At 35.9% G+C, this 26,200-nt stretch carries 20 protein-coding genes and 1 pseudogene; 18 read left to right on the top strand and 3 right to left on the bottom strand.

Annotated elements, in window-relative coordinates; translation table 11 throughout:
• The 12 genes from GSM_RS10420 to GSM_RS10360 all read left to right on the top strand — a co-directional run bounded on the left by GSM_RS10420 (nucleotide 1) and on the right by GSM_RS10360 (nucleotide 16,927).
• Nucleotides 1–1,038 carry a PTS fructose transporter subunit IIC gene (locus tag GSM_RS10420; RefSeq protein WP_003688436.1) on the top strand — a complete coding sequence of 346 codons (1,038 nt, stop codon included), beginning with the start codon at nucleotides 1–3 and terminating at the stop codon, nucleotides 1,036–1,038.
• Nucleotides 1,039–1,053: 15 nt separating this feature from the next.
• Nucleotides 1,054–3,696 (top strand): glycoside hydrolase family 38 N-terminal domain-containing protein, encoded by a 2,643-nt coding sequence (locus GSM_RS10415; protein WP_003688437.1) that lies wholly within the window; start codon nucleotides 1,054–1,056, stop codon nucleotides 3,694–3,696.
• A 163-nt stretch (nucleotides 3,697–3,859) separates the two neighbouring features.
• Complete coding sequence (locus GSM_RS10410) at nucleotides 3,860–4,270, top strand: VOC family protein (RefSeq protein ID WP_003688438.1); 411 nt, start codon at nucleotides 3,860–3,862, stop codon at nucleotides 4,268–4,270.
• Between the two features lie 392 nt (nucleotides 4,271–4,662).
• A complete protein-coding gene (locus tag GSM_RS10405) occupies nucleotides 4,663–6,033 on the top strand; it encodes a glutamine synthetase family protein (protein ID WP_003688439.1) in 1,371 nt (456 codons plus the stop codon).
• 27 nt (nucleotides 6,034–6,060) lie between these two features.
• The gene (locus tag GSM_RS10400) at nucleotides 6,061–7,392 is read left to right on the top strand and encodes an APC family permease (protein WP_003688440.1); all 1,332 of its coding nucleotides are present in this window, start codon (nucleotides 6,061–6,063) and stop codon (nucleotides 7,390–7,392) included.
• 26 nt (nucleotides 7,393–7,418) lie between these two features.
• Nucleotides 7,419–8,108 carry a cysteine hydrolase family protein gene (locus GSM_RS10395; protein WP_003688441.1) on the top strand — a complete coding sequence of 230 codons (690 nt, stop codon included), beginning with the start codon at nucleotides 7,419–7,421 and terminating at the stop codon, nucleotides 8,106–8,108.
• 195 nt (nucleotides 8,109–8,303) lie between these two features.
• A complete protein-coding gene (locus tag GSM_RS10390) occupies nucleotides 8,304–8,744 on the top strand; it encodes a CopY/TcrY family copper transport repressor (protein ID WP_003688442.1) in 441 nt (146 codons plus the stop codon).
• A 31-nt stretch (nucleotides 8,745–8,775) separates the two neighbouring features.
• Complete coding sequence (locus tag GSM_RS10385; RefSeq protein ID WP_010078198.1) at nucleotides 8,776–10,917, top strand: heavy metal translocating P-type ATPase; 2,142 nt, start codon at nucleotides 8,776–8,778, stop codon at nucleotides 10,915–10,917.
• A complete protein-coding gene (locus GSM_RS10380) occupies nucleotides 10,917–13,163 on the top strand; it encodes a heavy metal translocating P-type ATPase (protein WP_003688445.1) in 2,247 nt (748 codons plus the stop codon). The genes GSM_RS10385 and GSM_RS10380 overlap by 1 nt, the downstream gene beginning before the upstream one ends.
• Before the next feature lie 38 nt (nucleotides 13,164–13,201).
• Nucleotides 13,202–13,399 (top strand): heavy-metal-associated domain-containing protein, encoded by a 198-nt coding sequence (locus tag GSM_RS10375; RefSeq protein ID WP_003688446.1) that lies wholly within the window; start codon nucleotides 13,202–13,204, stop codon nucleotides 13,397–13,399.
• 570 nt (nucleotides 13,400–13,969) lie between these two features.
• Complete coding sequence (locus GSM_RS10365) at nucleotides 13,970–15,295, top strand: M20/M25/M40 family metallo-hydrolase (protein WP_003688447.1); 1,326 nt, start codon at nucleotides 13,970–13,972, stop codon at nucleotides 15,293–15,295.
• Nucleotides 15,296–15,307: 12 nt separating this feature from the next.
• Nucleotides 15,308–16,927 (top strand): peptide ABC transporter substrate-binding protein, encoded by a 1,620-nt coding sequence (locus GSM_RS10360; protein WP_003688448.1) that lies wholly within the window; start codon nucleotides 15,308–15,310, stop codon nucleotides 16,925–16,927.
• Nucleotides 16,928–17,271: 344 nt separating this feature from the next.
• On the opposite strand, the gene GSM_RS10355 is transcribed toward GSM_RS10360, so the two are convergent.
• Nucleotides 17,272–18,432: a PucR family transcriptional regulator gene (locus GSM_RS10355; protein WP_003688449.1), complete on the bottom strand. Its 1,161-nt coding sequence runs from the start codon at nucleotides 18,430–18,432 to the stop codon at nucleotides 17,272–17,274.
• A gap of 72 nt (nucleotides 18,433–18,504) precedes the next feature.
• On the opposite strand from GSM_RS10355, the gene GSM_RS10350 reads away from it, so the two are divergent.
• From GSM_RS10350 to GSM_RS10335, 4 genes and pseudogenes are all read left to right on the top strand, one after another.
• Entirely contained in the window at nucleotides 18,505–19,875 is a 1,371-nt protein-coding gene (locus GSM_RS10350) for an aspartate aminotransferase family protein (RefSeq protein WP_003688450.1), read from the top strand.
• 30 nt (nucleotides 19,876–19,905) lie between these two features.
• A pseudogene (locus tag GSM_RS14265) lies at nucleotides 19,906–20,627 on the top strand (amino acid ABC transporter ATP-binding protein).
• Between the two features lie 16 nt (nucleotides 20,628–20,643).
• Entirely contained in the window at nucleotides 20,644–21,342 is a 699-nt protein-coding gene (locus GSM_RS10340; RefSeq protein ID WP_003688452.1) for an amino acid ABC transporter permease, read from the top strand.
• 16 nt (nucleotides 21,343–21,358) lie between these two features.
• Nucleotides 21,359–22,231, top strand: a complete 873-nt coding sequence (locus tag GSM_RS10335) for an ABC transporter substrate-binding protein (protein ID WP_003688453.1) — start codon at nucleotides 21,359–21,361, stop codon at nucleotides 22,229–22,231.
• A gap of 206 nt (nucleotides 22,232–22,437) precedes the next feature.
• Here GSM_RS10335 and GSM_RS10330 read toward each other — a convergent pair whose 3' ends face one another.
• Together GSM_RS10330 and GSM_RS10325 are read right to left on the bottom strand one after the other, a co-directional pair.
• A complete protein-coding gene (locus GSM_RS10330) occupies nucleotides 22,438–22,953 on the bottom strand; it encodes a methylated-DNA--[protein]-cysteine S-methyltransferase (protein ID WP_003688454.1) in 516 nt (171 codons plus the stop codon).
• Between the two features lie 132 nt (nucleotides 22,954–23,085).
• A complete protein-coding gene (locus tag GSM_RS10325; protein WP_003688455.1) occupies nucleotides 23,086–23,442 on the bottom strand; it encodes a DUF4828 domain-containing protein in 357 nt (118 codons plus the stop codon).
• A gap of 285 nt (nucleotides 23,443–23,727) precedes the next feature.
• Between GSM_RS10325 and GSM_RS10320 the strand changes: the two genes are divergently transcribed.
• Together GSM_RS10320 and GSM_RS10315 are read left to right on the top strand one after the other, a co-directional pair.
• The gene (locus GSM_RS10320; RefSeq protein ID WP_003688456.1) at nucleotides 23,728–24,735 is read left to right on the top strand and encodes a Gfo/Idh/MocA family protein; all 1,008 of its coding nucleotides are present in this window, start codon (nucleotides 23,728–23,730) and stop codon (nucleotides 24,733–24,735) included.
• Between the two features lie 90 nt (nucleotides 24,736–24,825).
• Nucleotides 24,826–26,097, top strand: coding sequence for a DEAD/DEAH box helicase (locus GSM_RS10315; RefSeq protein ID WP_029327429.1), 1,272 nt, complete (start codon nucleotides 24,826–24,828; stop codon nucleotides 26,095–26,097).
• Nucleotides 26,098–26,200 lie beyond the last annotated feature (103 nt).

The raw sequence follows: 26,200 nt of genomic DNA, 5'->3' as shown, positions 1-26,200 counted from the left end.
ATGAGTGGATTTAAAGGAGAAATGAAGAAATTAGCAGCATATTTTCAAACTGGTGTTTCATACATGATTCCACTAGTTACAGCCGCAGGATTATTGACATCAATTGCAGTTATCTTTGGTGGAAATAGTGTTTGGAACGAGACATCTACTATTTGGGGGAATCTTAGGTTATTGGGACAGACTGGATTAACTTTCATTGTTCCGATGATTGCAGCATATATTGCTTTTGCGATTGCTGATCGTCCGGGGTTGGCCCCAGCGTTTATAGTTGGATTGATTGCTTCGAATATGGGGACAGGCTTTTTAGGAGGTATGTTAGTAGGTATTTTGGTTGGTTATAGTGCCAAATGGTTAAAAAAGATACCAATGCCAGCAAATTTACAATCTGTTAAGTCGTTAATTATTATCCCATTTTTGGCAACACTCATAATTGGCCTTTTGCTGATATATGTGATAGGTACACCTATTCAAGCGATGACAACCTTCTTAACTGCTTGGCTTAAAGGAATGAGTGGAGCAAATGCTGTATTAATGGCGGGAATTCTGGGTGCAATGATGGCCGTAGATATGGGTGGCCCAATCAATAAAATTGCTTATGCCTTTGGTATGGCTGCATTCACCTCAGGCGGATATCAAGCAAGTACTGCTATGTTGATGGCAATTGGAATACCTCCACTTGGAATGTTTGTTGCAACTTTATTAGGTGGTAAAAAATTGTATTCCGAGCAAGAAATTGAAAGTGGAAGATCTGCATTAGTAATGGGAATTGTAGGTATTACAGAGGGAACAATTCCATTTGCAGTTGCTGATCCAGTTAGAGTGATCCCAAGTATTATTGTAGGTACTTCGTTAGGATGTGCAGTTAATGGATTTTTTGGAACATACCAAAAAACAGCACTCTCCACAGTTATGGCAATCCCATTTTCTTCTAATTGGATACTCTATACTATTGCAATTTTGGTTGGTGTTTTCACAGTGGCAATTTTGACTAATTTATTGAAAAAATTTACGAAAAGTAGTATTGAATCTGAAGAATAATAAGGAGGCAGTAAATTGGTAAAAGCATATCTTGTAAATCATACACATTGGGATAGAGAGTGGTATTTTACAGTAATGGATTCACAAGTTCTAGCAGATCAAGTTTTTACTGAGATACTTGATGAACTTGAAACACATCCAGAAGCCAATTTTTGTCTTGATGGGCAGACATCTATTCTTGATGAATATGTAGATACTCATCCTGAGAATTTAGAAAGAATACGTAAATTGGTGAAGGAAGATAGGCTGTTTGTAGGACCATGGTACACTCAAACTGATGCATTGATTCCTGATGCTGAATCTATTTTACGAAATCTTTATATTGGTATAAGTGAAGCTACTGAAAAATATGGAAAAGCGATGATGGTAGGGTATCTACCTGATACATTTGGATTTAACGCACAGATGCCGATGCTATTAAATCAAGTTGGAATAGATAGTATTCTTTTTTGGAGAGGGACTAATTTTAATACTCAGGTTTCCTCACCTTATTTCAAGTGGCGAGCATTGGGACAAGATTCAATAATCGCTGCCAATTTTCCCTTTGGATATTTTACAGGACAAATTGGACTAGATGCCAAGGAAAAAATGCTTAGTTTTATCAGTGATAGATATGATCCTAATATCAAATTTTTAGAAGAACATGGTAATAATTCTGACGTTTTAATTCCATCGGGGATTGACCAGATGAATATTGTCCATAATATCGCAGAAACTGTAAGAAATATTAACGAAAGAAGTAAATATGAGACGGAAATTAGTACTTATCAGGAATTTATAAATATTTTAAGAAAAAAGGCGTTACCTGACTACAGTGGTGAGTTACGATTACCGACATATTCAAGAATTCACAGGACTATTGGCTCAGTAAGACAATCAATAAAAAAGCAAAATTTTGAAATTGAACAAAAAATTTTAAAACGTGTTGAACCGCTTATGATTATAGCTGAAAGTGCGGGCATTGAAATTGGTAAAGGGATGCTTACGTTATTATGGAAAAAGTTATTGGAGTCACAGGCACATGATTCATTAGGTGGAAGTGTCTCTGACAATGTTGCAGAAGATATTATGCATAGATTTAAAGAAGCAAATGAGTTAGCGGATGGAATTGAAAATTTGATCAAAAAGAAAATTGGAGATTCGCTGAATCTTAATAAGAATGAACTACTTTTATTTAATACTACACCGCAGAAATTTAATGGGTTTAAGAAGGTAAGTATTATGGCTCGTTCAAAAAATATTAAGTTTGAGAATGTTGAATATCAGTCAGTAACAGTTGATAAACATTATCCTATAAGAAAACATGTTTTAAAAATGACCGAAAAGGGAAGAGAATATTTTGATGAACCCGAGTATTTTTCACTGACATGTACAATTAAGGTACAGCTCGATCCTTTAGGATATACAGTAATAAAGTTCCATGATATATCAGACCAAGGCGAACCTTATATACCTCAAGAAAGTAATTATATTTCAACAAAGAATATTAAATTTGAATTTAATGATGGAAAAGTAAGCTTTACCAATGGTACCGAGGTCATCGAAGACTTTATTTCGTTGCTGGAGTCCGGTAATGATGGAGATACTTATGATTACTCTCCCATTGAGGGTGAGAAAGAGCAAGTTTTACCTTTTAGTAATTGTAGTGTAACCCATCACAGTGATATATTTGAAAATCTAATAATAAATGGCGAAAAGCTGCTACCGGAAAATTTAGTGGATAGAGTCAATGGAGACGATAATAAAAAATTTGTCTATAAGCTTGTGATATCATTAAATAAAATTTCTCAGGAAATTTCTTTTAAATTGATTTTTGATAATAATATTGAATCGCATCGACTACGATTGAGAATAAATCCAAATAGAAAAATTTTTGGAGTTAAGGCCGGAATACAAGGTGGGATAGTTGATGTCACAAATGAAAGAATTCCCAAGGATTGGAAAGACAAATTTGATGAAAAACCTGTAAATATATATAATTTTGATAAGCTGCTTAATGTTAATGGTAATAATAACTCTCTTAGTTTCTTTCCCAGAGGATTAAAGGAGTTTGAGTTTGATAATAAGTATCTTTATATAACCTTATTAGCTACAACCGGACAGTTGGGAAAACCAAATTTGGCTTGGAGACCTGGAAGAGCATCAGGAGATACTACAAATGAAGGTCACATTATGATGTCGACGCCAATGGCACAGGAAAAAGGAAATTGGGAGTTTTTCATCGGGATGAAATTGAATAAAATAGACGAGTCGCATAATTTACTTTCAAGAGAAATAAATAAGTCTTTTGATCAAAGTGTTGGCTATCAGAAGCAGACATTAAATCTATTTATAAATCGCTTGGATAATAAAATCTGGCCAACAGAAATTAATTATCAAATACCGAGGAATCTATCATTGTTGGCAATTGACCAGAAGTTAGTGGTATCGGCACTCTATCCATCCAAGGAGAAAAAAAGATATCTAATTAGAATTTTGAATGATTCAAATAAAATCATTGATGTTGAAGGTAAAATTGATAATAAAGTGACGAGAGTTGATATTTTCGAAAATAACCTTGATGAAGGAACGATAATAAAGCCACATTCATATGCAACGTTTAAAATTAAAAATATAGTCAATTTCAAGAGAGAAGAATTAATTTTTAATAATTATTGAAATTTTGGATGAATAAAGCTGTTATCTTAGTATAAAAGCTCATTTGATAGAAGAAAAACTTACAGAGAACCCCTGATAGTATAAGAATAATTAATAGATATTTTTTAGAAATACTAAATATGTTAGGCTAGTATTATCAATTAATATTAGGGGTATTCAAATTTTGAAAAAAACAGGTACGATCAGTCATATCGAATTATATGTGGGAAACTTAAAAGAAACACGAAATTTTTGGGAATGGTTGTTAGTTGATAAACTCAATTACCAACTATTTCAAGAATGGGAAGACGGTGTAAGTTTTCGTTTTGACGGGACCTATATTGTTTTTGTGCAGACTGAGAGGGTTGAGCCAAAATATAATAGGACAGCCATAGGACTAAATCACTTAGCTTTTTACGTTGAATCTTCTCAGATTGTTGACTTGATTCGTCAAGAGATCCATGAGCGCGGATATAACGAGCTGTATGGGGAACGCTACCCTCATGCAAGTGGTAACGACGTGTATACGTTATTTTTTGAAGATCCAGATAGGATTAAAGTCGAAATTGTCAGTGATGAAAAACGAATTAGGTAGAACTTAACTGCGAGTTAGATGATTTATGTGATGATGTGATGGCCTGTTAATACATTTTTTTAGATGGTAAGAGTAAAATGTATAAAGAAAATATCATAAAGTTCAAAAAAATAACATTAGGCAAAGATTAATCTAAGATTAAAATTAAATATGAACTAAAAAAGATGGAAAATAAAATAAAAGCCATCTTTTTTTATTTATACTAATTAATAATGAATAAATATTGTTATTACAGCTTTATTATGTATAATTACATAAACCGAGTGTTGCGAAATTATAATCAGTATCCTACATTAATTCCATAATTTTTCTTGGAATATAATGATATACAGGAGACAACATTTTAGTGATATAAGTTATAAATATTCAAAATGTAATGAGGAGGAGTTTAAATGGTTGAACAAAGTGCAGAAGATATTGCGGGAGCACAAGCTTTTATTGCTGCTAATAATATCAAACTCTTAGAATTTGTGTATGTTGATTACAATGGAATTGCGCGTGGAAAGACGATTACAGTCAAGAAACTCGGTAGTCATTTGATAAGTGGGATTGGGATTACACGGGCGATGTTTGGCATGAATTCGCATGACCAGCTCCAAAATATTGTGGGGATGACGGCAGTGGGTGAAGTACGGTTAATTCCAGATTTGAAAACACTTGCGCTTGTTCCGGGTGTCAAACAAATTGCCACATTGATGTGTAATCATTATGATACAGCTCAAAGTTTGTATGAAGCAGATCCTAGATTATTATTGCAAAATGTTCTTGAGAAGTATGCAGATATGGGTTTGAAAACAATTGGAACATATGAAAATGAATTTATTTATTTCAAAGAGAATGAAGAAAAGAAATTAGAGCCTGTTGATGCGCATCCCTGCTTTAGTATTGAAGCAACTGGCACTTTTTATCATATGCTGCCAGAGGTCCTAGAGGCACTCGAAGAAAGTGGGATAGATGCTGAACAATATTATCCTGAGGCTGGTTTTGGACAGCACGAGCTATCAATGGAACCAACGGATTTATTAAGTGCAGCGGATAATGAAATTAGGTTTAAGCGTGTAATCAAAGATGTTGCCAAAAAGCATGATTTATTTACAACGTTTGCACCAAAACCGCTTCTTGCGACCGAAGGAAATGGTGGTCACATACATTTTTCATTGTGGAAGATTGAGGACGATTCAAATGCGTTATACGACGAATCTGATGAGATGAAGTTGAGCATACTTGGAAAGTATTTTGTGGGGGGACTGCTCAAACATATAAAAGCTGTAGTTGCATTGACATGTCCAACGGTTAATTCATATCAACGATTACAACCGGGGGAGTGGAGTTCGGCTTATGCGACATATGGTCAGGATAACCGTGAGGCTGCAGTACGAATTCCATCAACTTTCTGGGGAAATCAGGAGAGTTCGATGAACATTGAATTGAAGGCCAGTGATGCCTCTGCCAATCCTTATTTGGCGATTGCAGGAATCCTGTTAGCAGGTCTTGATGGAATCAAAAATAAAATCTTACCTAACCAACCCGTCGATGTTGACCCCGCAGAATTATCTGTTGAAGAAAGAGAAAAATTCGGAGTTAAAAAATTACCGAATTCCTTGGATGAAGCAATTGAAGAACTTGCAGCGGATGAATATTTTAAGAAGGTATTGCCTGCTAAATTATTAGAAGCATATTGCAAGGTTAAGAAATCAGAAGTTAAGTTTTATGATGGGATGCAGCAAGAAAAAATTGCAGAATTACATCGTTTGATTTACTAATATGAAGATATGAAATGAGAGGGAAAAATGAAAGAAGAGAAAAAATTATCTTTATTAGAGGTTTTTGGTCTATCGATAGCAGTGGTTGCACCAACTGGAGCGATGGCATTTAATACTGCCGGGACTGCGACTGCAGCGGGCTCTGCAATTCCACTGGCATTTATCTTAGGTGGTCTTGGAATTTTTTTTGTCGGGATATCTTTTGTTGAGTTAGCGCATCATATTCCAGGTGAAGGTTCAGCATACGCGTATAATTCTAAAGCATTGGGTGAAAGAATAGGATTTTTATCTGGTTGGGCTTTAACGCTTACATATATTTCTTTTACGGTCGGATGTGTGAGTATATTTTCTAACTTTGCTGATGTATTCTTGAAACATTTTGATATTGACTTACCAATTCCATTTTATATCGTAATTGCATTGGTGGCTGGCTGGTGGTTAAGTCATAAAGGGATTGAGTTTTCAACAAGGTTTGCCTTGGTTCTTGAATTGATTTCGGTTGCAGCTTTGGCAATCTTAGCATTAATAATTATTTTTTCTGGTGGCGATAATGGTAATTCAGTTAAACCTTTTACTTTGTCTGGTACGCCTTTAAGTGGTTTAGGAACCGGAATGGTTTTTGCACTGTTGTCATTTGCTGGTTTTGAAGGAGCTGCAACAGTTGCTCCCCAAGCGAAAAAGCCTAAAAAAGCAATTACCGTGGCAATTTTAGGAACCGTAATTTTTGCAGTTATCTTTTATGTAGTTGTTAGTTATGCGCAAGTTATTGGTTTTGGAACAAGTAATATTACGAAACTTGCTAATTCATCAGCACCATTAAATTATTTAGCTACCCGATACGTAGGAAATTATATGGCGGTGTTTATTGATTTTGCAAGTTGCACAAGCTTTTTTGCCTGCTATTTAGGTGCAATGAATGCTGCAGCATTCATGATGAAGGCCTTGGCAGATAACGGCTATCTTACATCTTGGTTTTCGGTAAATAAGTCATTAGTTGCGACCCCTAAGCATGCTTTAGATACGGTTTCTGTGGTTGCTTTAGTTGCATATATAATTTTTGGGCTAAAGGTTGGGCCAACTAATTTCTATAATTATTGCGGAACATTGGGAACATTATCACTGTTACTGGTTTATGTAATGGTTAATATTGGAGCAATTAAGTATTTCATGCAACATCGTGAGTTTTTCTCCTTTTGGAAGCACTTATTTTCACCAATAATGGGAACGTGTGTACTGATTTATCCTATTTACAGTAATCTTTGGCCGATTCCAAGTTTTCCAATGAATTTATTTCCATACATTGTGATTATTTGGATACTAATAGGAATAGTAATCTCATATAAGAGAAGAATTAGCTAAATGGCAGATAACGGAGGAGTCTATGAATGGAAGATACTTTATATTATTCAACAAACGATAGTGGAGATTTTGTTTACCCGATTGAGAAGGACAGTACAATTCTTTTAGTCGTAGATATGCAAAATGAATTTGTACTTGATGATTTTGGAGATGCCGTGAAGTTCAAAGAAGAAGCTACTTTTGAGCAGTGGCGTCCCTTTTACGAACGGGTTAACCAAGTTGTCATTCCAAATAATAGGAAACTATTGAATTTTTTTCGTAAAGAAGATATGTTAGTTTCCTATGCTCGAATTGCAAGTTTTAGAAAAGATGGTCGAGACCGCTCACCTGTGCAACGACGACCAGGGTGGAATAATATTTTGTTGCAAAAAACATCCTATGGTTCACAAATTATTGATGCGCTTGCCCCTGAAAAAGAAGATATTATTGTTGAAAAATCAACGGATAGTGTTGTTAATGGAACAGCTTATGTACAGTTGTTGAATAATTTACAAATTAAAACAGTAGTAGTCACCGGCGTTGTTACAGATCAGTGTGTGGCAACATCTGTACGAGACTTAGCTGATCGCGGGTTTAACGTCATTGTTGCTGAGGATGCCTGTGCTGGAGCAACGATGGATGTGCACGAAGCGGAGTTGAAAATTATGAATCATATTTATTGTGATGTAATGAAGACTGAAGATATCCGACAGTTAATGGGAAACTTGATAAAATGATATAAATTAAAATTTAAGATTAGTTTCAGTACTAATAGATGAAAATCAATTAATGCTGAAACTTTTTTATTTACATTAATAAATAATGCAAATAATTTTTTGATAATCCATCATCTTTGTTGACAAATGTAAATTTTGGTAATATCATACATTTATGGTTACAACTGTAGACGAAAATAAAAAAGGGTGACATAAATGACAGCAATCGATGCGACAAAAATGAGTCCCGCAGAATGGGAATTAATGCGAATTATTTGGACCAAGAATGGAGCAAGTAGTTCTGAAGTAATTAAACTGATGCAGCAAAAGCGTACTTGGACAGAATCTACAATCAAAACTTTGTTAAGAAGACTTGTAAATAAAAAAATTTTGAAGACTGTGAAGGATGGACGCAAGTTTATCTATCATCCAACTGTTGGAGAAAAAGAGGCAATGAATGAGAATGTTACGGAATTATTTGACCATTTATGCAATATGAAAAAGGGAAAAATTGTAATTGAGTTACTTTCAAAATTAGAATTAAGCCGTTCAGATATTAAAGAACTGCAGAAAATATTAGAACGTAAAAGTAAAACTGCACCAGAAATGGTGAAATGCGATTGTTTACCCGCAGGAATGAAAAATGAATGTTGTTAGACTTACCAGAAAATAAGTGGGGGTTAAGTATATGAAGAATAATGGGAAAGAAAATTCGAAGATGGAGCGCCATAACATATTGGAAATGAATCATGGTGAAATGCAGCATCATGATATGTCCGATATGAATCATGACCAGATGGGACATCATGACATGCAGGAAATGAATCACAGCCAGATGGGGCATGATATGAGTGCTGGACACATGCATCACATGGGTAATTTCAAACAAAAGTTTTGGATCTCGTTTGTAGTTGCTTTGCCGATATTTATACTTTCATCATTTATGGGGATTGAACTTCCTTTTGACCTATCATTTCCTGGTTCAGATTGGTTGGTTCTATTGCTAGGAACATTTCTTTTTTTCTATGGTGGTCAGCCGTTTTATACCGGAGCATGGCAGGAAATAAGAGAAAAAAGCCCAGCAATGATGACGTTGATTACGTTGGGTATTAGTGTAGCTTACATTTATAGTCTATATGCTTTTATTATGAATCATTTTATCACTGGTGTGCCACATGTAATGGACTTTTTTTGGGAATTAGCAAGTCTAATTGTCATCATGTTGCTTGGACATTGGATTGAGATGAATGCTACGATGAATGCGGGCAATGCGCTTGAGAAGATGGCTGCTTTATTGCCAGGTGAAGCACATGTGATCGAAGGCGAAAAAATGGTCGATGTGCCATTGAGTAAGTTGAAAGAGGGCCAACAAGTTAAGGTTTTGGCAGGAGAAAAAATACCAGCCGATGGGGAGATTGTCGGGGGGATAAGTTCTGTGAATGAATCGTTGGTGACGGGTGAATCTAAAGCTATTTTAAAGAAAGAAAAAGATAAAGTTATTGGTGGTTCGTTGAATGGAGATGGAACACTTCTTGTTGCGGTCACTGGAATTGGTGAGAATAGTTATTTGGCGCAAGTTGGCAAGCTTGTGGACCAGGCACAGAAAGATAAGTCAAAGGCCGAATCAATTGCTGATTTGGTATCCAAGTGGCTATTTTACGCGGCATTATTGATCGGAATTATTGCATTTTTAGCTTGGCTGAATCTCGCAGATATGAGTACTGCACTCAATCGGGCTGTTGCAGTCTTAGTGATTGCTTGTCCACATGCACTGGGATTGGCTATTCCACTTGTAGTTTCTAGAAGCACTTCACTGGCAGCAGCACATGGATTATTAATTCGAAATCGAACAGCTTTGGAACAGGTCAAGCATTTAGATGTTATTTTAATGGATAAGACAGGGACTTTAACCGAAGGTGTTTTTAAGGTAAATGAGGTCAAAAGCTTGCATTCAGATTATTCAGATAATGAAGTTTTGAGTTTAATGGCACAACTAGAGGCAAATTCGAGTCATCCGTTAGCTGCAGGTATTCTTGCTGAAATAAGGAATAGAAAGTTAAAAACGGGTTCTGCATCTAATGCCCAGACGGTTAAGGGTGTAGGTATCACTGGTACAATTGCTGGTCATGAATATAGTATTGTAACGGCAGACTATTTGAAGAAAAATAATATTGAGTTCAACCAAGTACATTTTGCCGCTTTAGCTCAAAAAGGAAATTCGATTAGTTACTTGATAAGCAGCAGTAAAGAGGTTCTGGGTTTTGTCGCTCAAGGTGATCAAGTTAAGCCAGAGTCAAAGGCTTTTATTACTGAACTGCATAAACTGGGAATTGAACCTGTTATGTTAACTGGCGATAATGAATTAGCTGCTCAAAAAGTAGCTCAACAACTTGGTGAAATCATTGTTAAGGCAAATTTGAAACCGGAAGATAAAGAAAAGATTGTCAGACAGTATCAAAATGAAAGTCACCACGTGATGATGATTGGCGATGGAGTCAACGACGCTCCCAGTTTAATGAGAGCCGACATAGGTGTTGCGATTGGAGCGGGGACTGATGTGGCAATTGATTCAGCTGATGTAATTTTGGTTAAGAGTAATCCTAAAGATGTTTTGAACTTCTTATATCTTGCAAAAGCAACTAATCGAAAAATGGTTGAGAATCTTTGGTGGGGTGCAGGGTACAATATTGTTGCATTACCACTTGCGGCAGGGCTTCTTGCAGGAATAGGCCTTATTTTGAGTCCAGCAGTTGGGGCAATTGTGATGTCGCTTTCAACTATTATTGTCGCTTTAAATGCAATGACATTGAAACTTGAGGTAAGTGACTGATGAAAAGAGAAGACTATGCAATTGATGGTATGGTGTGCGCGTCATGTTCTTTGACAATTGAAAAAGCAGTCAGTAAGTTGGCAGGTGTGTCTGATGTTAGTGTAAATTTGACAACTGAAAAGATGAATGTGGCATATGATCCCAAGTCTCTTGATGAGCAGAAAATCATTTCAACGGTTGTTGATGCAGGTTATGGTGCCAAACGTCTTGAAGGAACATCTGATGAGATAGAACAACGAACATTTAGTAAAACGCAACAGATAAATAAATTATGGAGTCAGTTTTTTTATTCGGCTATCTTTACAGTTCCACTTTTGTATCTTGCAATGGGTTCAATGCTGGGGTTTTGGCTGCCAGGTTTCATACAGCCGAATTCTAATCCGCGAATTTTTGTGGCTGTTGAATTGATATTGGCAATACCTGTAGTTATCTTGAATATCGACTATTTCAAAATCGGTTTTAAGACCTTAGCAAAGGGGCATCCCAATATGGATTCACTTGTTGCGCTAGGTTCTGGTGCTGCTCTAGTGTACAGTTTTTTTGGAACATTTCAGGTGATTTCAGGTAATTATAGTTACTCTGATGACCTTTATTATGAGGCTGCTGGAACAATACTGACTTTAATCACACTAGGAAAATATTTTGAAACAGTTTCAAAAGGAAAAACGTCAACAGCAATAAAAAAGTTGTTGGATTTAGCACCCAAAACCGCAAACGTAATAATTAATGGACAGGAAGAAGAACGACTGTTATCTGATGTAAAGGTTGGAGATATTGTTATTGTTCGTCCTGGGCAGAAAATTCCAGCAGATGGACAAATTATTGAAGGAAATTCGACTGTTGATGAGTCATTGTTGACGGGCGAAAGCATGCCAATATCAAAAAAACTTGGAGATAGTGTATTTGGAGGTAGCCTAAATCAAATTGGTTCTTTTAAATTTAGGATTACGAAGGAGCAAAAAGAAACGGTTTTGTCCCAAATTATTAAGTTAGTAGAAGATGCACAGGCTCAGAAGGCTCCAATTGCAAAAATTGCTGATAAAGTATCTGCTATTTTCGTACCAACGGTTATTGCTTTGGCATTATTAGCTGGATTGGGCTGGTACTCTATTGGCAATGAATCGTTTAGTTTCTCATTGACAATTATGATTGCCGTCTTAGTAATTGCCTGCCCTTGTGCACTTGGATTGGCAACACCAACAGCAATAATGGTCGGAACAGGTAAAGGAGCAGATAATGGGGTGTTCTTTAAGAGTGGAACAGCACTTGAGTCGCTGCAGAATATTCAAGCAATTGTGCTAGACAAAACTGGTACAATAACAACTGGAGTTCCAAGTGTTACTAATATTTTGTCTTTTAATAATCTTACAAAAAAAGACGTTATGGAATTTGCCGAGGCACTAGAGTATAATTCTGAGCACCCTCTTGCAAAGGCAATTATGATGTATGCCAAGGAACATGATATGAAGACCAAAGTTGTCTCAGATTTCCAATCAGTAGCGGGCAAAGGTATTCAAGCAGTTATTGATGATCAAACAGTAATTTTGGGCAATGAGTCATTGATGATGATGAACAAGGTCGATGTATCTTTTATTAAGAATCAGTTGGATGAACTTGCATTACAAGGAAAGACACCATTATTACTTGGACTTGGAACAAAATTAGCAGGAATTATCGCAATTGCTGATCCTATCAAGAATTCTAGTCGTACTGCAGTTACCAAATTGCAGGATGCGGGGATTGAAGTTATTATGATGACTGGTGATAATGCTAAGACTGCGTCAGCGATTGCTGAACAAGTTGGGATAAAAACAGTTAGAAGTGAAGTTATGCCAGCAGATAAAGCAAACCAAGTTCAGGCTTTGCAGGCTGAAAGCAAGCTTGTTGGAATGGTTGGTGATGGAATAAATGATGCACCTGCTTTGGCGCGAGCCAACGTTGGAATTGCGATTGGTTCAGGGACTGATGTGGCAATTGATGCAGCTGATATTGTCTTGCTGCATAGTGACTTACTTGATGTCGTAACTGCATATCTGCTTAGCAAAGCAACTATCCATAACATTAAGGAGAATCTTTTTTGGGCCTTTGCGTATAATATCATGGGAATTCCAGTGGCAATGGGAGGATTATATTTATTTGGTGGTCCATTACTTAACCCGATGATTGCAGGGGCCGCAATGAGTTTTAGCTCGGTTTCAGTTTTATTAAATGCGCTGCGTCTTAGATCTTTTAGATCAGTCGTCTAAAAAAGTGCAAAGATTATAAAAATTAAGGAGTGATTGCTATGGAGAAAACATATGATATTACTGGTATGAAATGCAGTGGTTGTGTGAAAAAGGTGACTGAAGCTTTTACAGGAGTTTCAGGGGTAACAAAAGTTGCTGTCAGTCTTGCTGACGGAAATGCGGTTGTTGCAGGTGATTTTGACGAGCAAAATTTGAAGACATCATTAAAAGGAACACACTATAACATTAAGTTATAAAATGCATGATAAAACTGAAACAAAAAATGTGTTTATAACAATAATTTTAGTGGATAAGGTTAACACTGTAATTAATTTCGAACTAAAATAAGTCAAATAATTTCGAACATAATGCAAAAGATAATTGAGGGCCAGCATAAAAAATTGCTGTCCTTTTTTATGGATTTTAGGAATGACTTAGTTTTAGAAAGGAAAATGAATAATATTAATTGATTTTTGAATATTAAATACAAATTAACTATTGAAATTTAAGCTCAATGTAGTAGAATGGAAAACATCAATTAAACAACTAGTTCATTTCATACAAGGAGGATTGCACTGATGACATTCGAAAAAGTATTAAACATGCAAATCAATATTATTAGCCTAGTCATTATTAGGATGCCGCAGTGCAACCCGATGACGTAGGCTTTTTGGTCACGGTTCACATTGCGGCATGTAAAACTGCGATGTGGATAGTGATTGGTAAATACAAACATTTTAAAAAAATGAAACCTTTCAATATTACACCGCAGTTTTATCATTGCTGATAAACTGGGGTGTTTTTTTGTTTGAGAAAGGGGAATTATTATGTCCAAAAATATACATAATTATGCAGAAATGCATCTTAACGATTTTCTTGATTATCTAGCAATTCCAAGTGTTTCTGCTGAGAACAAGGGAATTGATGAAGCTAGTGATTGGCTAGTAAAGACTTTTGAACAGTTAGGTGCAAAAAAATCTGAAAAATGGGAAAAAGAAGGACAAAATCCGTTTGTATATGCAGAGTTTGAAGGAAAAAGTGCAAAAACAGTTCTGTTTTACAATCATTATGATGTTCAGCCAGCGCAGCCATTGGACGAATGGAAGACGGAGCCATTTAATCCGACTTTTGTCGAAGGTAAATTGGTTGCTAGGGGGGCCAGTGATGACAAAGGTGAACTTATGGCGCGCCTCGTAATGGTGAAGTGGTTCCAAGAAAATGGAGGACTTCCAGTGAATCTGAAGTTTTTTGTCGAAGGAGAAGAAGAAATTGGGAGTCTGCATGTTGATGAGGCAGTTAGAGAGCATGCAAAAGAACTAAAAGCTGATGCATGTATTTGGGAAGGCGGCGGTAAAAATTCTGTCGGGCGCTTCGAAGTAATTAGTGGTATGAAGGGGATTGTTAGCTTTGACGTTGAAGCAGTTACCGCAGATGTTGATATGCACTCTTCACTTGCTTGTTTTGCACCAAATGCAGCATGGAGACTTGTTCAGGGATTAGCCACTCTGAAAGACAAGAATGGACGAATTACTGTAGATGGTTTCTATGATGATGTTGATGATTTAACTGATTTGGAGAAAAAAGCAGTTGCTCAAATGGATTTTGATGAAGAAAAAGTCAAAGAAACATTTGGCCTAAAACGTGATTTTATAACAGATAAGCCAGCATATGCCTTTGTAAATGAACCAACGATGACAATTAATGGTCTCACTTCTGGCTATGAGGGTGAAGGAGTGAAAACAGTTCTTCCCAAGTATGCAAAGGCTAAATTAGACTGTCGTCTAGTGCCGGGGCAAGATCCAGAGAAAATGGTTAAGCTAGTTGAGGCGCATCTGAAGAAAAATGGTTTTGCGGATTTAAAAGTCACATTCAATCTTGGCGAGAATGCTTTTCGTTCTGATTCAGACCATGCATTTGTAAAACTTGCTATGGCTACTGCGAAAAAAGTTTATGGGGATAGGCAAGTAAAATATGTTCCTAATGCTGCTGGTGGTGGACCAATTGAATGTTTTGGGAACGTACTTAAACTGCCTATTGTGTTAGTAGGAGTACATAATGCAGCAAGCGGAGCCCATGCACCAAATGAACACATCTTGGTTAGCGACTTTTCTCAGGGTGTTGAATATCTTACAGAGTTATTACAAAATTTTTAGGGGGATTTTAGTATGAAGTTGAGTAGAGTTTTGGTATCAAGTGGATTGGTAGTTGCGGCAAGTCTGTTATTTTTAGGAACATCAAGTAAGAAGGTTGATGCTGCAACCAAACAGGTTTTAAATTGGAGCGAACCATCATCTCTTGAAACATTAGATCCGGATCAGGTTGATGATTCTGTTGGGGGAGAAGTTCTACGTAACAGTAATGAAGGACTTTATGTTTTGGATGGCAATAATAAGCTGAAATTAGCAGGAGCATCGAGCGTCGAGGTATCTAAAGACGAGAAAACATATACTTTTAATCTAAGGAAGAATGCTAAATGGAGTAATGGCAAATCTGTAGTTGCTGCAGATTACGTTTATGGCTGGCGTAGGATGGTAACTCCAGCAACTGCCGCACCGAACTCTTATCTTTTTGATGGAGTGAAAAATGCAGAGGATATTATGAATAGCAAGAAATCCCCTGATACATTAGGGGTTAAAGCAGTAGGTAAGTACAAGTTAGTGGTGACTTTGGATAAAACAATTCCTTATTTCAAAAAATTACTTGTAATTTCGAGCTTCTATCCTCTAAATGAAAATGCTGTTAACAAATATGGCAAAAAATATGGAACTTCTTCAAAATATACGCTTTACAATGGTCCCTTTGTTGTTAAAGGCTGGACGGGGACAAATGATAAGTGGAATTTACAGAAAAATGATTACTATTGGGGTAAGAAACAAGTTAAGTTAACAAAAATAAACTTCCAGGTAACAAAGAGTACGACGACATCATACAATTTGTATCAAAGCGGTAAATTAGACGAAACACTTTTAAGCAGTGAGCAAGCTCGTCAATTAAAAACCAACAAAGAATTTAAATCGTTGGAGCAGGCAAGAACGACCTACGTCGATTACAATACGACTAGAAAGGCTTTAAAAAATGTAAACATTCGTAAGGCCCTATCTTATGCAGTAAACCGCAAACAACTTGTAAAAAAAGTTTTGGGTGATGGTTCTGTTGTATCAAAGAATTTTGTACCAGAAGGATTAACAAGTTACAAAGGAAAAGATTTTGCAAAAGATGCACAGGTAAAAGAAGCTTCAGAACACAACAAGAAACTTGCTAAGAAATACTGGAAAAAAGGTTTAAAAGAGTTAGGTGTTAATAAGCTGACTTTAACATTCCTTAGTGATGACGATGATACAAGTAAGAACACAAGTGAATTCTTGCAAAGCCAATATGAGACTACATTATCAGGATTAACGGTCAACCTTTCAAATATGCCAAAGAAAAATAGAATTACTAAGATGATGAATCAAGACTTTGATCTTGTGTTAACTGGTTGGGGTGCAGAATTTACTGATCCATTGACGTACTTAAACTTAATGACAAGTAATAATGTTTATAATTTCGGAAAATGGAAGAACAGCGACTATGATAAGTATGTTTCAAGTGCTAAAAATGATAGTGCTAGTGATGCAGATGGCAGGTGGAAAGCAATGAGCAATGCCACAAATGTCCTTGATGAGGAACAACCGCTTGCTCTGTTGTATCAACCTACTTCTGCACTCATGATAAAGTCGAATGTTAAAGGTGTGAAGTACAATTCAGTAGGTGGATTTCTTTGGAAAAATGCATATATAAAATAATACGGACTTTTTTGTAAGAAAATGTATTGAGTTCCATGGATACGAAGATATCTAAACTTTATTTGTATAAAAATTTTATGATAAACAAAAAATCTAGGATTAATTTTGATAATGAGATCAGCAAAAACTGTACTCAATCAGAATTACGACTAGATTTTTTTATATGCTCATTTTAAGATGATAGCGCTATCTTTTAAAAAAGTAAGTTTGAAAGGTATAAACCTAAGAAAAAAAGTGATTTTGTGCTCCAGCACAAATATACAATAGAATATTTATGCCTTAATACATGTTATATTATGAATAATTATGATAATATTCTTACAACGAAAAGGAGATGGGAGAGATTACAGAATATCCATAATGTGAAATGCCAGAATAAGTTTAAAACGCTCTTCATTTTCATCTAGATTTACTCCCAATAGATTTTTAATACGTTTGATCCGGTAGTTAATTGTATTTCGATGGGAAAATGTTTTCTCGGAAACAGCTTTAACACTACAGTTTTCTTGTAGATATAGTTTAAGGAGATCAAGGTATTCAGTACCAGCCTCTTGGTCATGTTTTAAGATTGGTTCCAGTGTTTTTAAAGCACTGTCCTCGAGAAGTTGATAATTGTTAACTGCTAAAATGAGTTCGTTTATTCCATTATCCTCAAAAAAACATACTGAATTTGATGATTTTTTATGCATATGAGCCTTAACATATTCAATTTGTTTGTATGAACGATGTAATTCAAAAATTGATGATGCTGTTGAACTTACACTGATATTAAAATTATATTCCTTGAAATTTATTTTCAACATTTTGTCGATTGAGTTGGCAAATTCTGGAATGTTAATGGAACTATTAATCACGATGAAGAAGGAATTATCGTAATCAAAAATACAGTTGATGAATCTGAATTTGTTGAGCTCAACTTCAACTTTGAGACGAAGTTTACCATAAAGATTAGAATTAATCCTTAAAATATCCAAGTCATCACTGCTGATGGCAAGAATAGTGTAATCAGAATGCAAGTCGAAATTATTTCTTTCAAGTTGACGCTCAAAAGCTTCAGGCGAATTAGGATGGAAAATTGCATTTTTTATACTTCCCATGAGACTATATGACAACTGTTCACTTGCAAAAATACGATTACAATAGTCCCTAATTATATCAATTAAATGTATTTTCCAAGGAACTGTAATTAATGGAAAATTCTTTTTACTACAATAATCAACTATATTTTTCGGAATATCCCTAATGAATTGCCCCGTATTAATAATTAGAGCTGTTGCCCCTGAAGAGATTACCTTTTGAACATATTCGAAAAGCCAAGTGTCAGAATCTTTTCCAATTCCAGTTGTTATAACGATCTCATTTCCGTGCAGATAATCCATCGTATTTATGTTTTCCAAAATATGAACCCAGCTAAATAATTTATCCAATCCGGTACTACCAGTTATGAGATTCATTTCATACTTTTCTTTAGTTGCATAGTAAACTGATCTGAAATTTATAGCCATTTGATCACCAACTTTTTTTGTTTATCATTATATATCTAATATTTTACAAGTCAATGGAAGAAGGAATCATAAATGTTGAGTACGAAGTTGCCAAAAATTATAACTAAACAATTACCTGGGCCCAAGGCAAATATCATATTGAGTGAGCGAAAGAAATATGTTCCCAATTCTGTAGGATGTATATATCCTGTAGTGATTGAAAATTCTGAAGGTGCAATTATCCAAGATCCAGATGGAAACTTATTTTTGGATTGGGTAGGTGGAGTAGGTGTTTTAAATGTGGGCCATACAAATCCACGTGTTGTGGAGGCAGTAAAAAAACAAAGTGAGAAATATTTGCATGGAATGTTCAATATAGTCACACATAAAGGATATACAAAATTGGCACAAAAACTCGCTGAAATTGCCCCTGTAAAGAAAAATGAAGAGGTAAAGGTTTTTTTTGCAAATAGTGGTGCAGAAGTGAACGAAAATGCTATAAAGATAGCGAAAGTATATACAAAGAGACCGAATGTGATTGTTTTTTCAGGTGCATTTCATGGCCGTACATTACTAACAATGACGATGACATCAAAGAAAGCATATGCAAAAGGTACGGGTCCATTAGCCGATGGAATATTTAGGGCAGATTTTCCTAATTTGTATCATTTACCAAAGGGAATAAAAGAAGAAGATGCAATTGAATATTACTTAGCTAGGATAAATCAAATTTTTGAAGAGGAATCAGCTGCTGATCAGGTTGCTGCAATTGTACTTGAGCCGGTTCAAGGCGAAGGTGGATTTATTCCTGCACCATTAAAGTGGGTCGAAGCAGTTCGCAAAATTTGTGATGAAAATGGCATTTTATTAATTGCGGATGAAGTTCAGAGCGGGTTTGCAAGAACTGGAAGAATGTTTGCTTCAAACTATTGGCAAGAAGCAGGTTTTACACCAGATATCTTAACAGTGGCTAAGTCTATTGCAGGTGGATTACCTTTAGGTGGAGTGATTGCAAGAAAAGAAATAATGGACAGTGTACCAAAAGGTGTGATTGGAGGGACTTTTGGAGGGAATGCAGTAGCGTGTGCAGCGGCACTTGAAGTATTGGAAATCATTAAGGATGAGGATTTGATAACTAAAGCACAAAAAATTGGAACGCGGTGCAAAAAAGAATTCTTGGAGTGGAAAACTAAATATCCGGTTATCGGAGACGTTCGCGGCTGGGGTGCAATGCTTGGAATTGAATTTGTTGAGGACAAAAAAACTAAGGAGCCAGCTACTAAGTTTGTAAGTGATTTAATTCAATTATGCGTTTCAAAGGGATTAATTATTGAAAATGCGGGTGCGCATGGAAATGTAATTCGTTTTTTAGCACCTTTAGTGATAACAGAAGATCAGCTAAATGTTGGATTAACAATTTTAGAGGAATCAATTCAAGAATTAAGTGTAAGTAAAATATCCTGATTTAGGAGGTGCACAAAAATGGAAGAAATAATGATGTCTGTTAAGAGTATTTCAAAAAGTTATGGATCAAATCTGGTTTTGAAAGATGTCAGTATGGACATAAAAAAAGGAGAAGTGGTCTGTATTATTGGACCATCTGGCTCGGGAAAAAGTACATTCTTAAGATGCTTAAATTTACTAGAAATACCAACAGCAGGCGATATTATCTTTCAAGATCAAAGTATCCTAAATGGGAAAATAAGGGTAAATAAGTATCGACAAAATGTTGGAATGGTATTTCAGGGATATTACTTGTTCAACTTAAAGAAGGTAATAGATAACATAACAATGGCACCTAGAAGTTTAAACAAGAAAAAGAAAGAATTGGCCGAAAAAGAAGCTTGCGAATTATTGGACAAGGTGGGTCTGCTTGAGAAAAAGATGTATATCCATCTTCATTGTCTGGGGGTCAAAAGCAGCGAGTGGCAATTGCAAGAGCACTTGCGATGAATCCAGAGCTTCTATTATTTGATGAACCCACTTCGGCACTCGATCCAGAGTTAGTTGGCGAAGTTTTGAAAGTTATAAAAAAATTGGCTAACGATGGGATGACTATGATTGTGGTCACACATGAGATGGGATTTGCTCGTGATGTTGCCGATAGAGTGATTTTTATGGAAGGTGGATACATAGTGGAGCAAGGAACTCCAAAAGAAATCTTTGAAAATCCTCAGAATCTCAGAACTCAAGAATTTCTCGCACGTATTCTGTAAAGAAAGGAGTTTTTGCATGAATTTAAACTGGACAGATGCTTTTAATAACTTAGTTCCGTCACTGTTACAGGGCGTAGTGGTTGTACTACAAACAACGATTTCAAGTTTCTTAATTGCTGTGGTAGTAGGTTTGTTAGTTGCTATTTGCAGGCTTACACAATTAAAGATTGTTAAGGTACTTTTTGCAACGCTTGTGGAAATTGTTAGGGGAACTCCATTGTTAGTACAGCTTTTCTATATTTACTATGTTGTGCCATTAATACTTGATAATATATTGAAAGCAATGGGTAACAGTAGTGCTAATATACAATTTTCAGCAGTGGCCGCGGGGATTGCAGGACTTTCAATTAATTATGGGGCCTATATTTCTGAAGTATTTCGTTCTGCTATTCTTTCTATTGATGATGGTCAGAAAGAATCTGGATTGGCACTCGGATTTACTTATTACCAGGTCTTGTGGAAAATAATTATTCCACAGGCCTTTGCAAATAGTATCCCTGTTCTTGGTAATTATTTGGTAATGATGATAAAGGATACATCATTACTGGCTATCATTTCAGTGAGTGAGTTACTGTTACGGACACAGACATATGCATCACAGACATTTGAAACAATTGAATCATATACTATTTTAGCAGGTGTATATTTGCTTTTGAGTTTGCCTTTGTCGCAGTTGATGAAATTATTGGAGAAGAAAATGAAGGTTTTGCATTAAAAAAGGAGATAAGTACATGAAGAAAAGAATATTATTAATGTTGCTTAGTATCACAGCACTATTATTATTTGTAACTGCTTGTTCTTCAGGTAAAAGCAGTTCAAAAAGTTCTTCGACATCATCTAGTACAGATACGCTTGCAAAAATAAAGAAAAAAGGTGTACTTGTTGTTGGATCATCCAATGATGCACCATTTGCTTACATTGATACAAAAACAAAGAAATTCACGGGTATTGATGCAGATATCATTAAGGAGATTGCTAAACGTATTGGAATTAAAAAAGTCGAAATGAAGCAAGTTCCATTTGAAAATCTTCTGGTTGAGTTGAATAAGGGTTCAATCGACATGGTGACAGATGCTATGTATATAAAGAAAGAACGCCTTCAAAAAGCGGCTTTTACAGACATATGGTATAAAGAAGGGGATGCAGTTGTAATTCCTAAAAATTCTAGTATCAATTCATTATCGGATTTAAAGGGTAAAGTTATTGGGGCACAAAAGGGAACAGCATTTTTGGAAATTGCAGAAAAATGGAAGAAAGAAGGAATAGTTAAGGATGTTCAAGTGTATGGGAAACAAACTGAGTTAATGTTGGCTGTAGACACTGGTAAAATCGCAGCCTGTGTTACCGATGGGATAGTTGCTGATTACACACTTTCAAAGGATTCATCACTATCACTTAAACTGCTGAGTTCGTACAAATCTGAGGCTACTGGGCAAATTGGTGCTGCAGTAAACTTCTCAGATAAGTCATTACTGAATGCAACAAATAAAGCACTAAATAAAATGAAAAAAGATGGAACTCTCAAGAAAATCCTTGCAAAATATGGTCTATCTGATAAATACATGGTAAGTGTGTCAGATGGAATAACAAAAAATATTAAATAGGAGTCTTATTTCCGCAATAACATTCTAAGAAAAAAATAATAAAGGACTAGATCAAAAATTCAACTCATGATCTAGTCCTTTATTATTAGACATAAACGTGCTTCACGGGGAGAATATCATATCAGTACTCGATCTGCAACTGCTTATTTTGTTGTGGGTAGATAAGGTAGATACAATTATATGCTGTTAACATGGGTTTAGAACAATTAGAACAGAGTTACATTTTTGCTTTCAAGAGATAAAAGAAACATCTTTCGTGATAGCCCACCCGCATAGCCCCCAAGAGAACCGCTGGCATTTATTACTCGATGACAAGGAATTATGATTGCAATTTTATTGGCTCCATTGGCATTTCCGACCGCCTGTGACTTGCCAGAACTTCCGAGTAATTCTGCGATTTTCTTGTAAGTGAGCAGTTCGCCAGAATGTGTACTTTGCAGGATGTTCCAAACCTGTTTTTGAAAAGATGTTCCATTAAGAACTAATGGGACTGAAAATGTATCTATTTCTTTTAGAAAGTATGCGGTAAGCTGCTTTTTCAAAGTGAGATAGACGGCTGTGGGTTGTTCAACCAACTCAGCTTTGTAAAATTTGCACACTTGCTGTATTCGTAAGTCCAATTTTTTCGAATCAGTGAACTGCAATAGATACAGGTAACTATCATCACTGATACTGACCATCTTGCCAATAGGAGTATCTATGTAATTAGTGAATAACCTCATCAAACGCATCCTCCAATGATAAAAAAACAATAGAATAAATTGATTAATCTAGTAACAGAACAACGAGCACCTGATTATGTTGTCATTTTACCCAAGAGTTCAAGAACCAGAAATTAAAACTTATGTCGCTAGTTAATTATCTATTTTTACAATTGGATAAACACGATTATCTGCTTCATCAAATAGGCTTACAGGATGCTTTTCGGTGGCATCAAGACGCAATTGATATCCATATTTGTCGATAAAGATCAACTCTTTATCATCTAATTTTGTTATTTTTCCAGGTAACTTACGACCATCGATGAGTATTTTGAGTGTAGCATTGACTTCAAGCAAATGAACTTTTCCACTAAGTTCATCTGTAAAATTCCACTTGCCTACATAGAAGTTAGGCAAAACTTCCGGGATTGACTTCTTCTTAAATAGGACGAGAGGGTTGAAATGGTTGCGCGGGCTGAATCCTGAAGTAGCATGTCGTTTGTGATTCATTGATAATTGCGCTCCTCTCACTAATCTACAAAATAGTATAACTTTAATTGATTTCAAGATATAATATAACATTTAAGTGTTGAATAAAGTAGTATTTAAACAGATTTTAACAGCAATATATTATTTTTGAAATAAGATTGTATTATCTGAAAGATATTAACAACAATTAGGTTATAGCAATATTTTTTTAATTTAAGTAGCTAACTATTCCTACTTAGATATACTCCACCTTCTTTTTTTGCTACAATGGTTTTTAAGAAAGCGATTCACAAAGGAGGAGGTTCTATGTTGAGGTTAGGGGTAATAGGTACGGGATGGATTACGAAACAATTTGTTGAAGCTGCACAAGAAAACGGTTCCTGGGAATTAACCAGCGTTTTTTCACGTTCAATTGAAAAAGCGGAGCAATTTGGGCGTGAATTTTCGGAAAATGTTAAGGGTTATCGAGACCTGCATCAATTTTTCTCTGAAGGAAATTTTGAGGTCGTTTATATTGCATCTCCTAATAGTTTGCATTTTGAACAGAGTAGGCAGGCTATCTTGGCAGGTAAACATGTGATTGTTGAAAAACCTGCTTGTTCAAGCCCTGCTGAAATGAAGGTTCTACAGAGATTACTGCGCAGATATAATAATGTCTACTACTTTGAAGCAGCAAGGCATTTTCATGAACTAAATTTCTTGAAAATCAAAGAAACGGTTAAGCAGATGGATACTATTCAAGGTGCTACATTGACTTATATGAAGTATTCTTCCAAGTACGATGATTTTCTCGCAGGTAATGAACCGAATGTCTTTTCGTTGAATTTTTCAGGTGGAGCATTGCAAGACTTAGGCGTATATCTTGTATACGATGCTGTTAGTTGGTTTGGGCTTCCAGATAGTGTGAGTTACACAGCAACTAAACTTCGAAATGGGATTGATGGTAAAGGTTTGGCACTGCTAAATTATTCTGGATACACGGTGACTTTGAATGTGGGTAAAATTGCAAATTCATACCTGACAAGTGAAATATATGGACTTAGAGAGACTATTATTATGGATAATGCAGCAGACCTTGCTGATGTTCAACTAGTTGATGGGGCCACAAAGCGAATATTGACTCAAAAAACAGCCGCTAATCCGATGGCAGCTGAAGTTTCAGACTTTACAAGTATCCTACAAGACCCTTTATCATTGGATAATAAGCAAAAAATGGAGGACTGGTTAGCTGTCAGTGTACAAGTTAATCGTGTATTATATGATTTAAGATCAAGTGCAAATATTGTATTTAGGGCAGACAAAGAATTTAGATAGGGAAATATGGCAAAAGAGCGTAAATTTCAAATTAGTTTGAAACCTGATTGGAGATATTTAACTTTTGTCACAGGTCCAGAAGAGGAAAAAATGAATTCAAAATTTGAAAATAGTTTTAAAGAACAAGGCTTTACAAAACCAACGTTGATTCAAGAACAGGTGTATGAACCATTGAAGGAAGGAAAGAGTGTATTAGGGCTTGCGCCGACGGGCTCGGGTAAGACTTTAGCATACTTGCTCCCACTACTTGAACAAGTTGATAAAGCACAAGGCGTTCAGTTGGTGATAGTTGCACCATCGCAAGAATTAGCTGCACAAATTACAGAGGTGGCAAGGCAGTGGGCAAAACTTGTAGATTTAACGGTGCTCTCATTAATTGGAGGTGCGAATGTAAAACGGCAAATTGAAAAGTTGAAGAAGGCACCCGAGGTTGTAATTGGAACACCTGGGAGAATGCTTGAATTAGCCGAGAATAAGAAGTTGAAGCTGCATAATGTTAAAGCATTTGTTTTTGACGAAGCAGATGACTTATTGACTGAACAAACTTTGGTTGCATGCCGTTCGTTATTAAACCACGCACCTGGAATTGTTCAGCTCGCATTTTTCTCAGCCACTAAGTCGGACATATTCGACCAATTACATCAGTGGTTTGGGACTGAGGTCGAGGTTTTTGATGTTCGGGCAGAGGATCAGACTCAAGGCGAGGTTGAACACTTTTTGGTGGAGACCCCTGTTAGGAAAAGAATTGATACTTTGCGCAAACTTTCTAATCTTGAAAAATTCAGTGCCCTTGTATTTTTTAAAAAAGTCACTGAAATTGAGAATGCAGCAGATAAGCTGAAATACTTGGGTGTTAAGGTAGCAGTATTGGAGGGACAACAGCGTCAAGTTGAACGTGAAAAAGCCTTGCGTCAGCTACGTAAGGGTGAGATTAGTTTGTTATTGACGACGGATGTTGCAGCTCGTGGACTCGATATTGTAGGTCTCCCTGCGGTTATTAATTATGACTTGCCAAAGGACAGCAATACCTATATTCATCGAGTAGGACGAACTGGTAGAATGGGAGCAAGCGGAATTGTAATTAACTTGGGTAATGATCATGATTTGAGAAATTTCCGCCAGTTGGTGCAATCTGAAAATTACGAGCTACATTTTGGAACTGTTTATCGTGGTGCATTATTGCGAGTGGAAGAAATACCGGATGAGGTAAGGGAATCTCAACTGTCTAAATCAAAAACTGAACCCGTACAGCGCAAGAAGAAGAAAATAGTTTCCCCTGTTATTGTTGAGAAAAAAAAGCACAAGAAAAGAAAAAGAGACAGATTAAATAAGGGAAAGCGGCATAAGAAAGAAAATCAATAGAGTAAAAATAGGACAATAAACAGGGCAAGGGACAAAAATTAAAATTTAACTCGCTTCCTATTAATCCTAGATAAACGTGTTCACAATAAGTCAAAATTCTTCG

The sequence above is a fragment of the Liquorilactobacillus mali KCTC 3596 = DSM 20444 genome, assembly GCF_000260415.1.
In the GTDB taxonomy this organism is placed as follows: Bacteria; Bacillota; Bacilli; order Lactobacillales; family Lactobacillaceae; genus Liquorilactobacillus; species Liquorilactobacillus mali.
Note: the sequence above shows the minus strand (reverse complement) of the source record. Positions and strands in the feature narration are given on the sequence as shown.

Coding starts and splice junctions, on each gene's coding strand:
- GSM_RS10380 (WP_003688445.1), top strand. CDS start 10,917: ATGAAAAGAGAAGACTATGCAATTGATGGTATGGTGTGCGCGTCATGT.
- GSM_RS10405 (WP_003688439.1), top strand. CDS start 4,663: ATGGTTGAACAAAGTGCAGAAGATATTGCGGGAGCACAAGCTTTTATT.
- GSM_RS10365 (WP_003688447.1), top strand. CDS start 13,970: ATGTCCAAAAATATACATAATTATGCAGAAATGCATCTTAACGATTTT.
- GSM_RS10360 (WP_003688448.1), top strand. CDS start 15,308: ATGAAGTTGAGTAGAGTTTTGGTATCAAGTGGATTGGTAGTTGCGGCA.
- GSM_RS10330 (WP_003688454.1), bottom strand. CDS start 22,953: ATGAGGTTATTCACTAATTACATAGATACTCCTATTGGCAAGATGGTC.
- GSM_RS10320 (WP_003688456.1), top strand. CDS start 23,728: ATGTTGAGGTTAGGGGTAATAGGTACGGGATGGATTACGAAACAATTT.
- GSM_RS10390 (WP_003688442.1), top strand. CDS start 8,304: ATGACAGCAATCGATGCGACAAAAATGAGTCCCGCAGAATGGGAATTA.
- GSM_RS10315 (WP_029327429.1), top strand. CDS start 24,826: ATGAATTCAAAATTTGAAAATAGTTTTAAAGAACAAGGCTTTACAAAA.
- GSM_RS10395 (WP_003688441.1), top strand. CDS start 7,419: ATGGAAGATACTTTATATTATTCAACAAACGATAGTGGAGATTTTGTT.
- GSM_RS10350 (WP_003688450.1), top strand. CDS start 18,505: ATGTTGAGTACGAAGTTGCCAAAAATTATAACTAAACAATTACCTGGG.
- GSM_RS10400 (WP_003688440.1), top strand. CDS start 6,061: ATGAAAGAAGAGAAAAAATTATCTTTATTAGAGGTTTTTGGTCTATCG.
- GSM_RS10335 (WP_003688453.1), top strand. CDS start 21,359: ATGAAGAAAAGAATATTATTAATGTTGCTTAGTATCACAGCACTATTA.
- GSM_RS10420 (WP_003688436.1), top strand. CDS start 1: ATGAGTGGATTTAAAGGAGAAATGAAGAAATTAGCAGCATATTTTCAA.
- GSM_RS10325 (WP_003688455.1), bottom strand. CDS start 23,442: ATGAATCACAAACGACATGCTACTTCAGGATTCAGCCCGCGCAACCAT.
- GSM_RS10340 (WP_003688452.1), top strand. CDS start 20,644: ATGAATTTAAACTGGACAGATGCTTTTAATAACTTAGTTCCGTCACTG.
- GSM_RS10355 (WP_003688449.1), bottom strand. CDS start 18,432: ATGGCTATAAATTTCAGATCAGTTTACTATGCAACTAAAGAAAAGTAT.
- GSM_RS10375 (WP_003688446.1), top strand. CDS start 13,202: ATGGAGAAAACATATGATATTACTGGTATGAAATGCAGTGGTTGTGTG.
- GSM_RS10385 (WP_010078198.1), top strand. CDS start 8,776: ATGAAGAATAATGGGAAAGAAAATTCGAAGATGGAGCGCCATAACATA.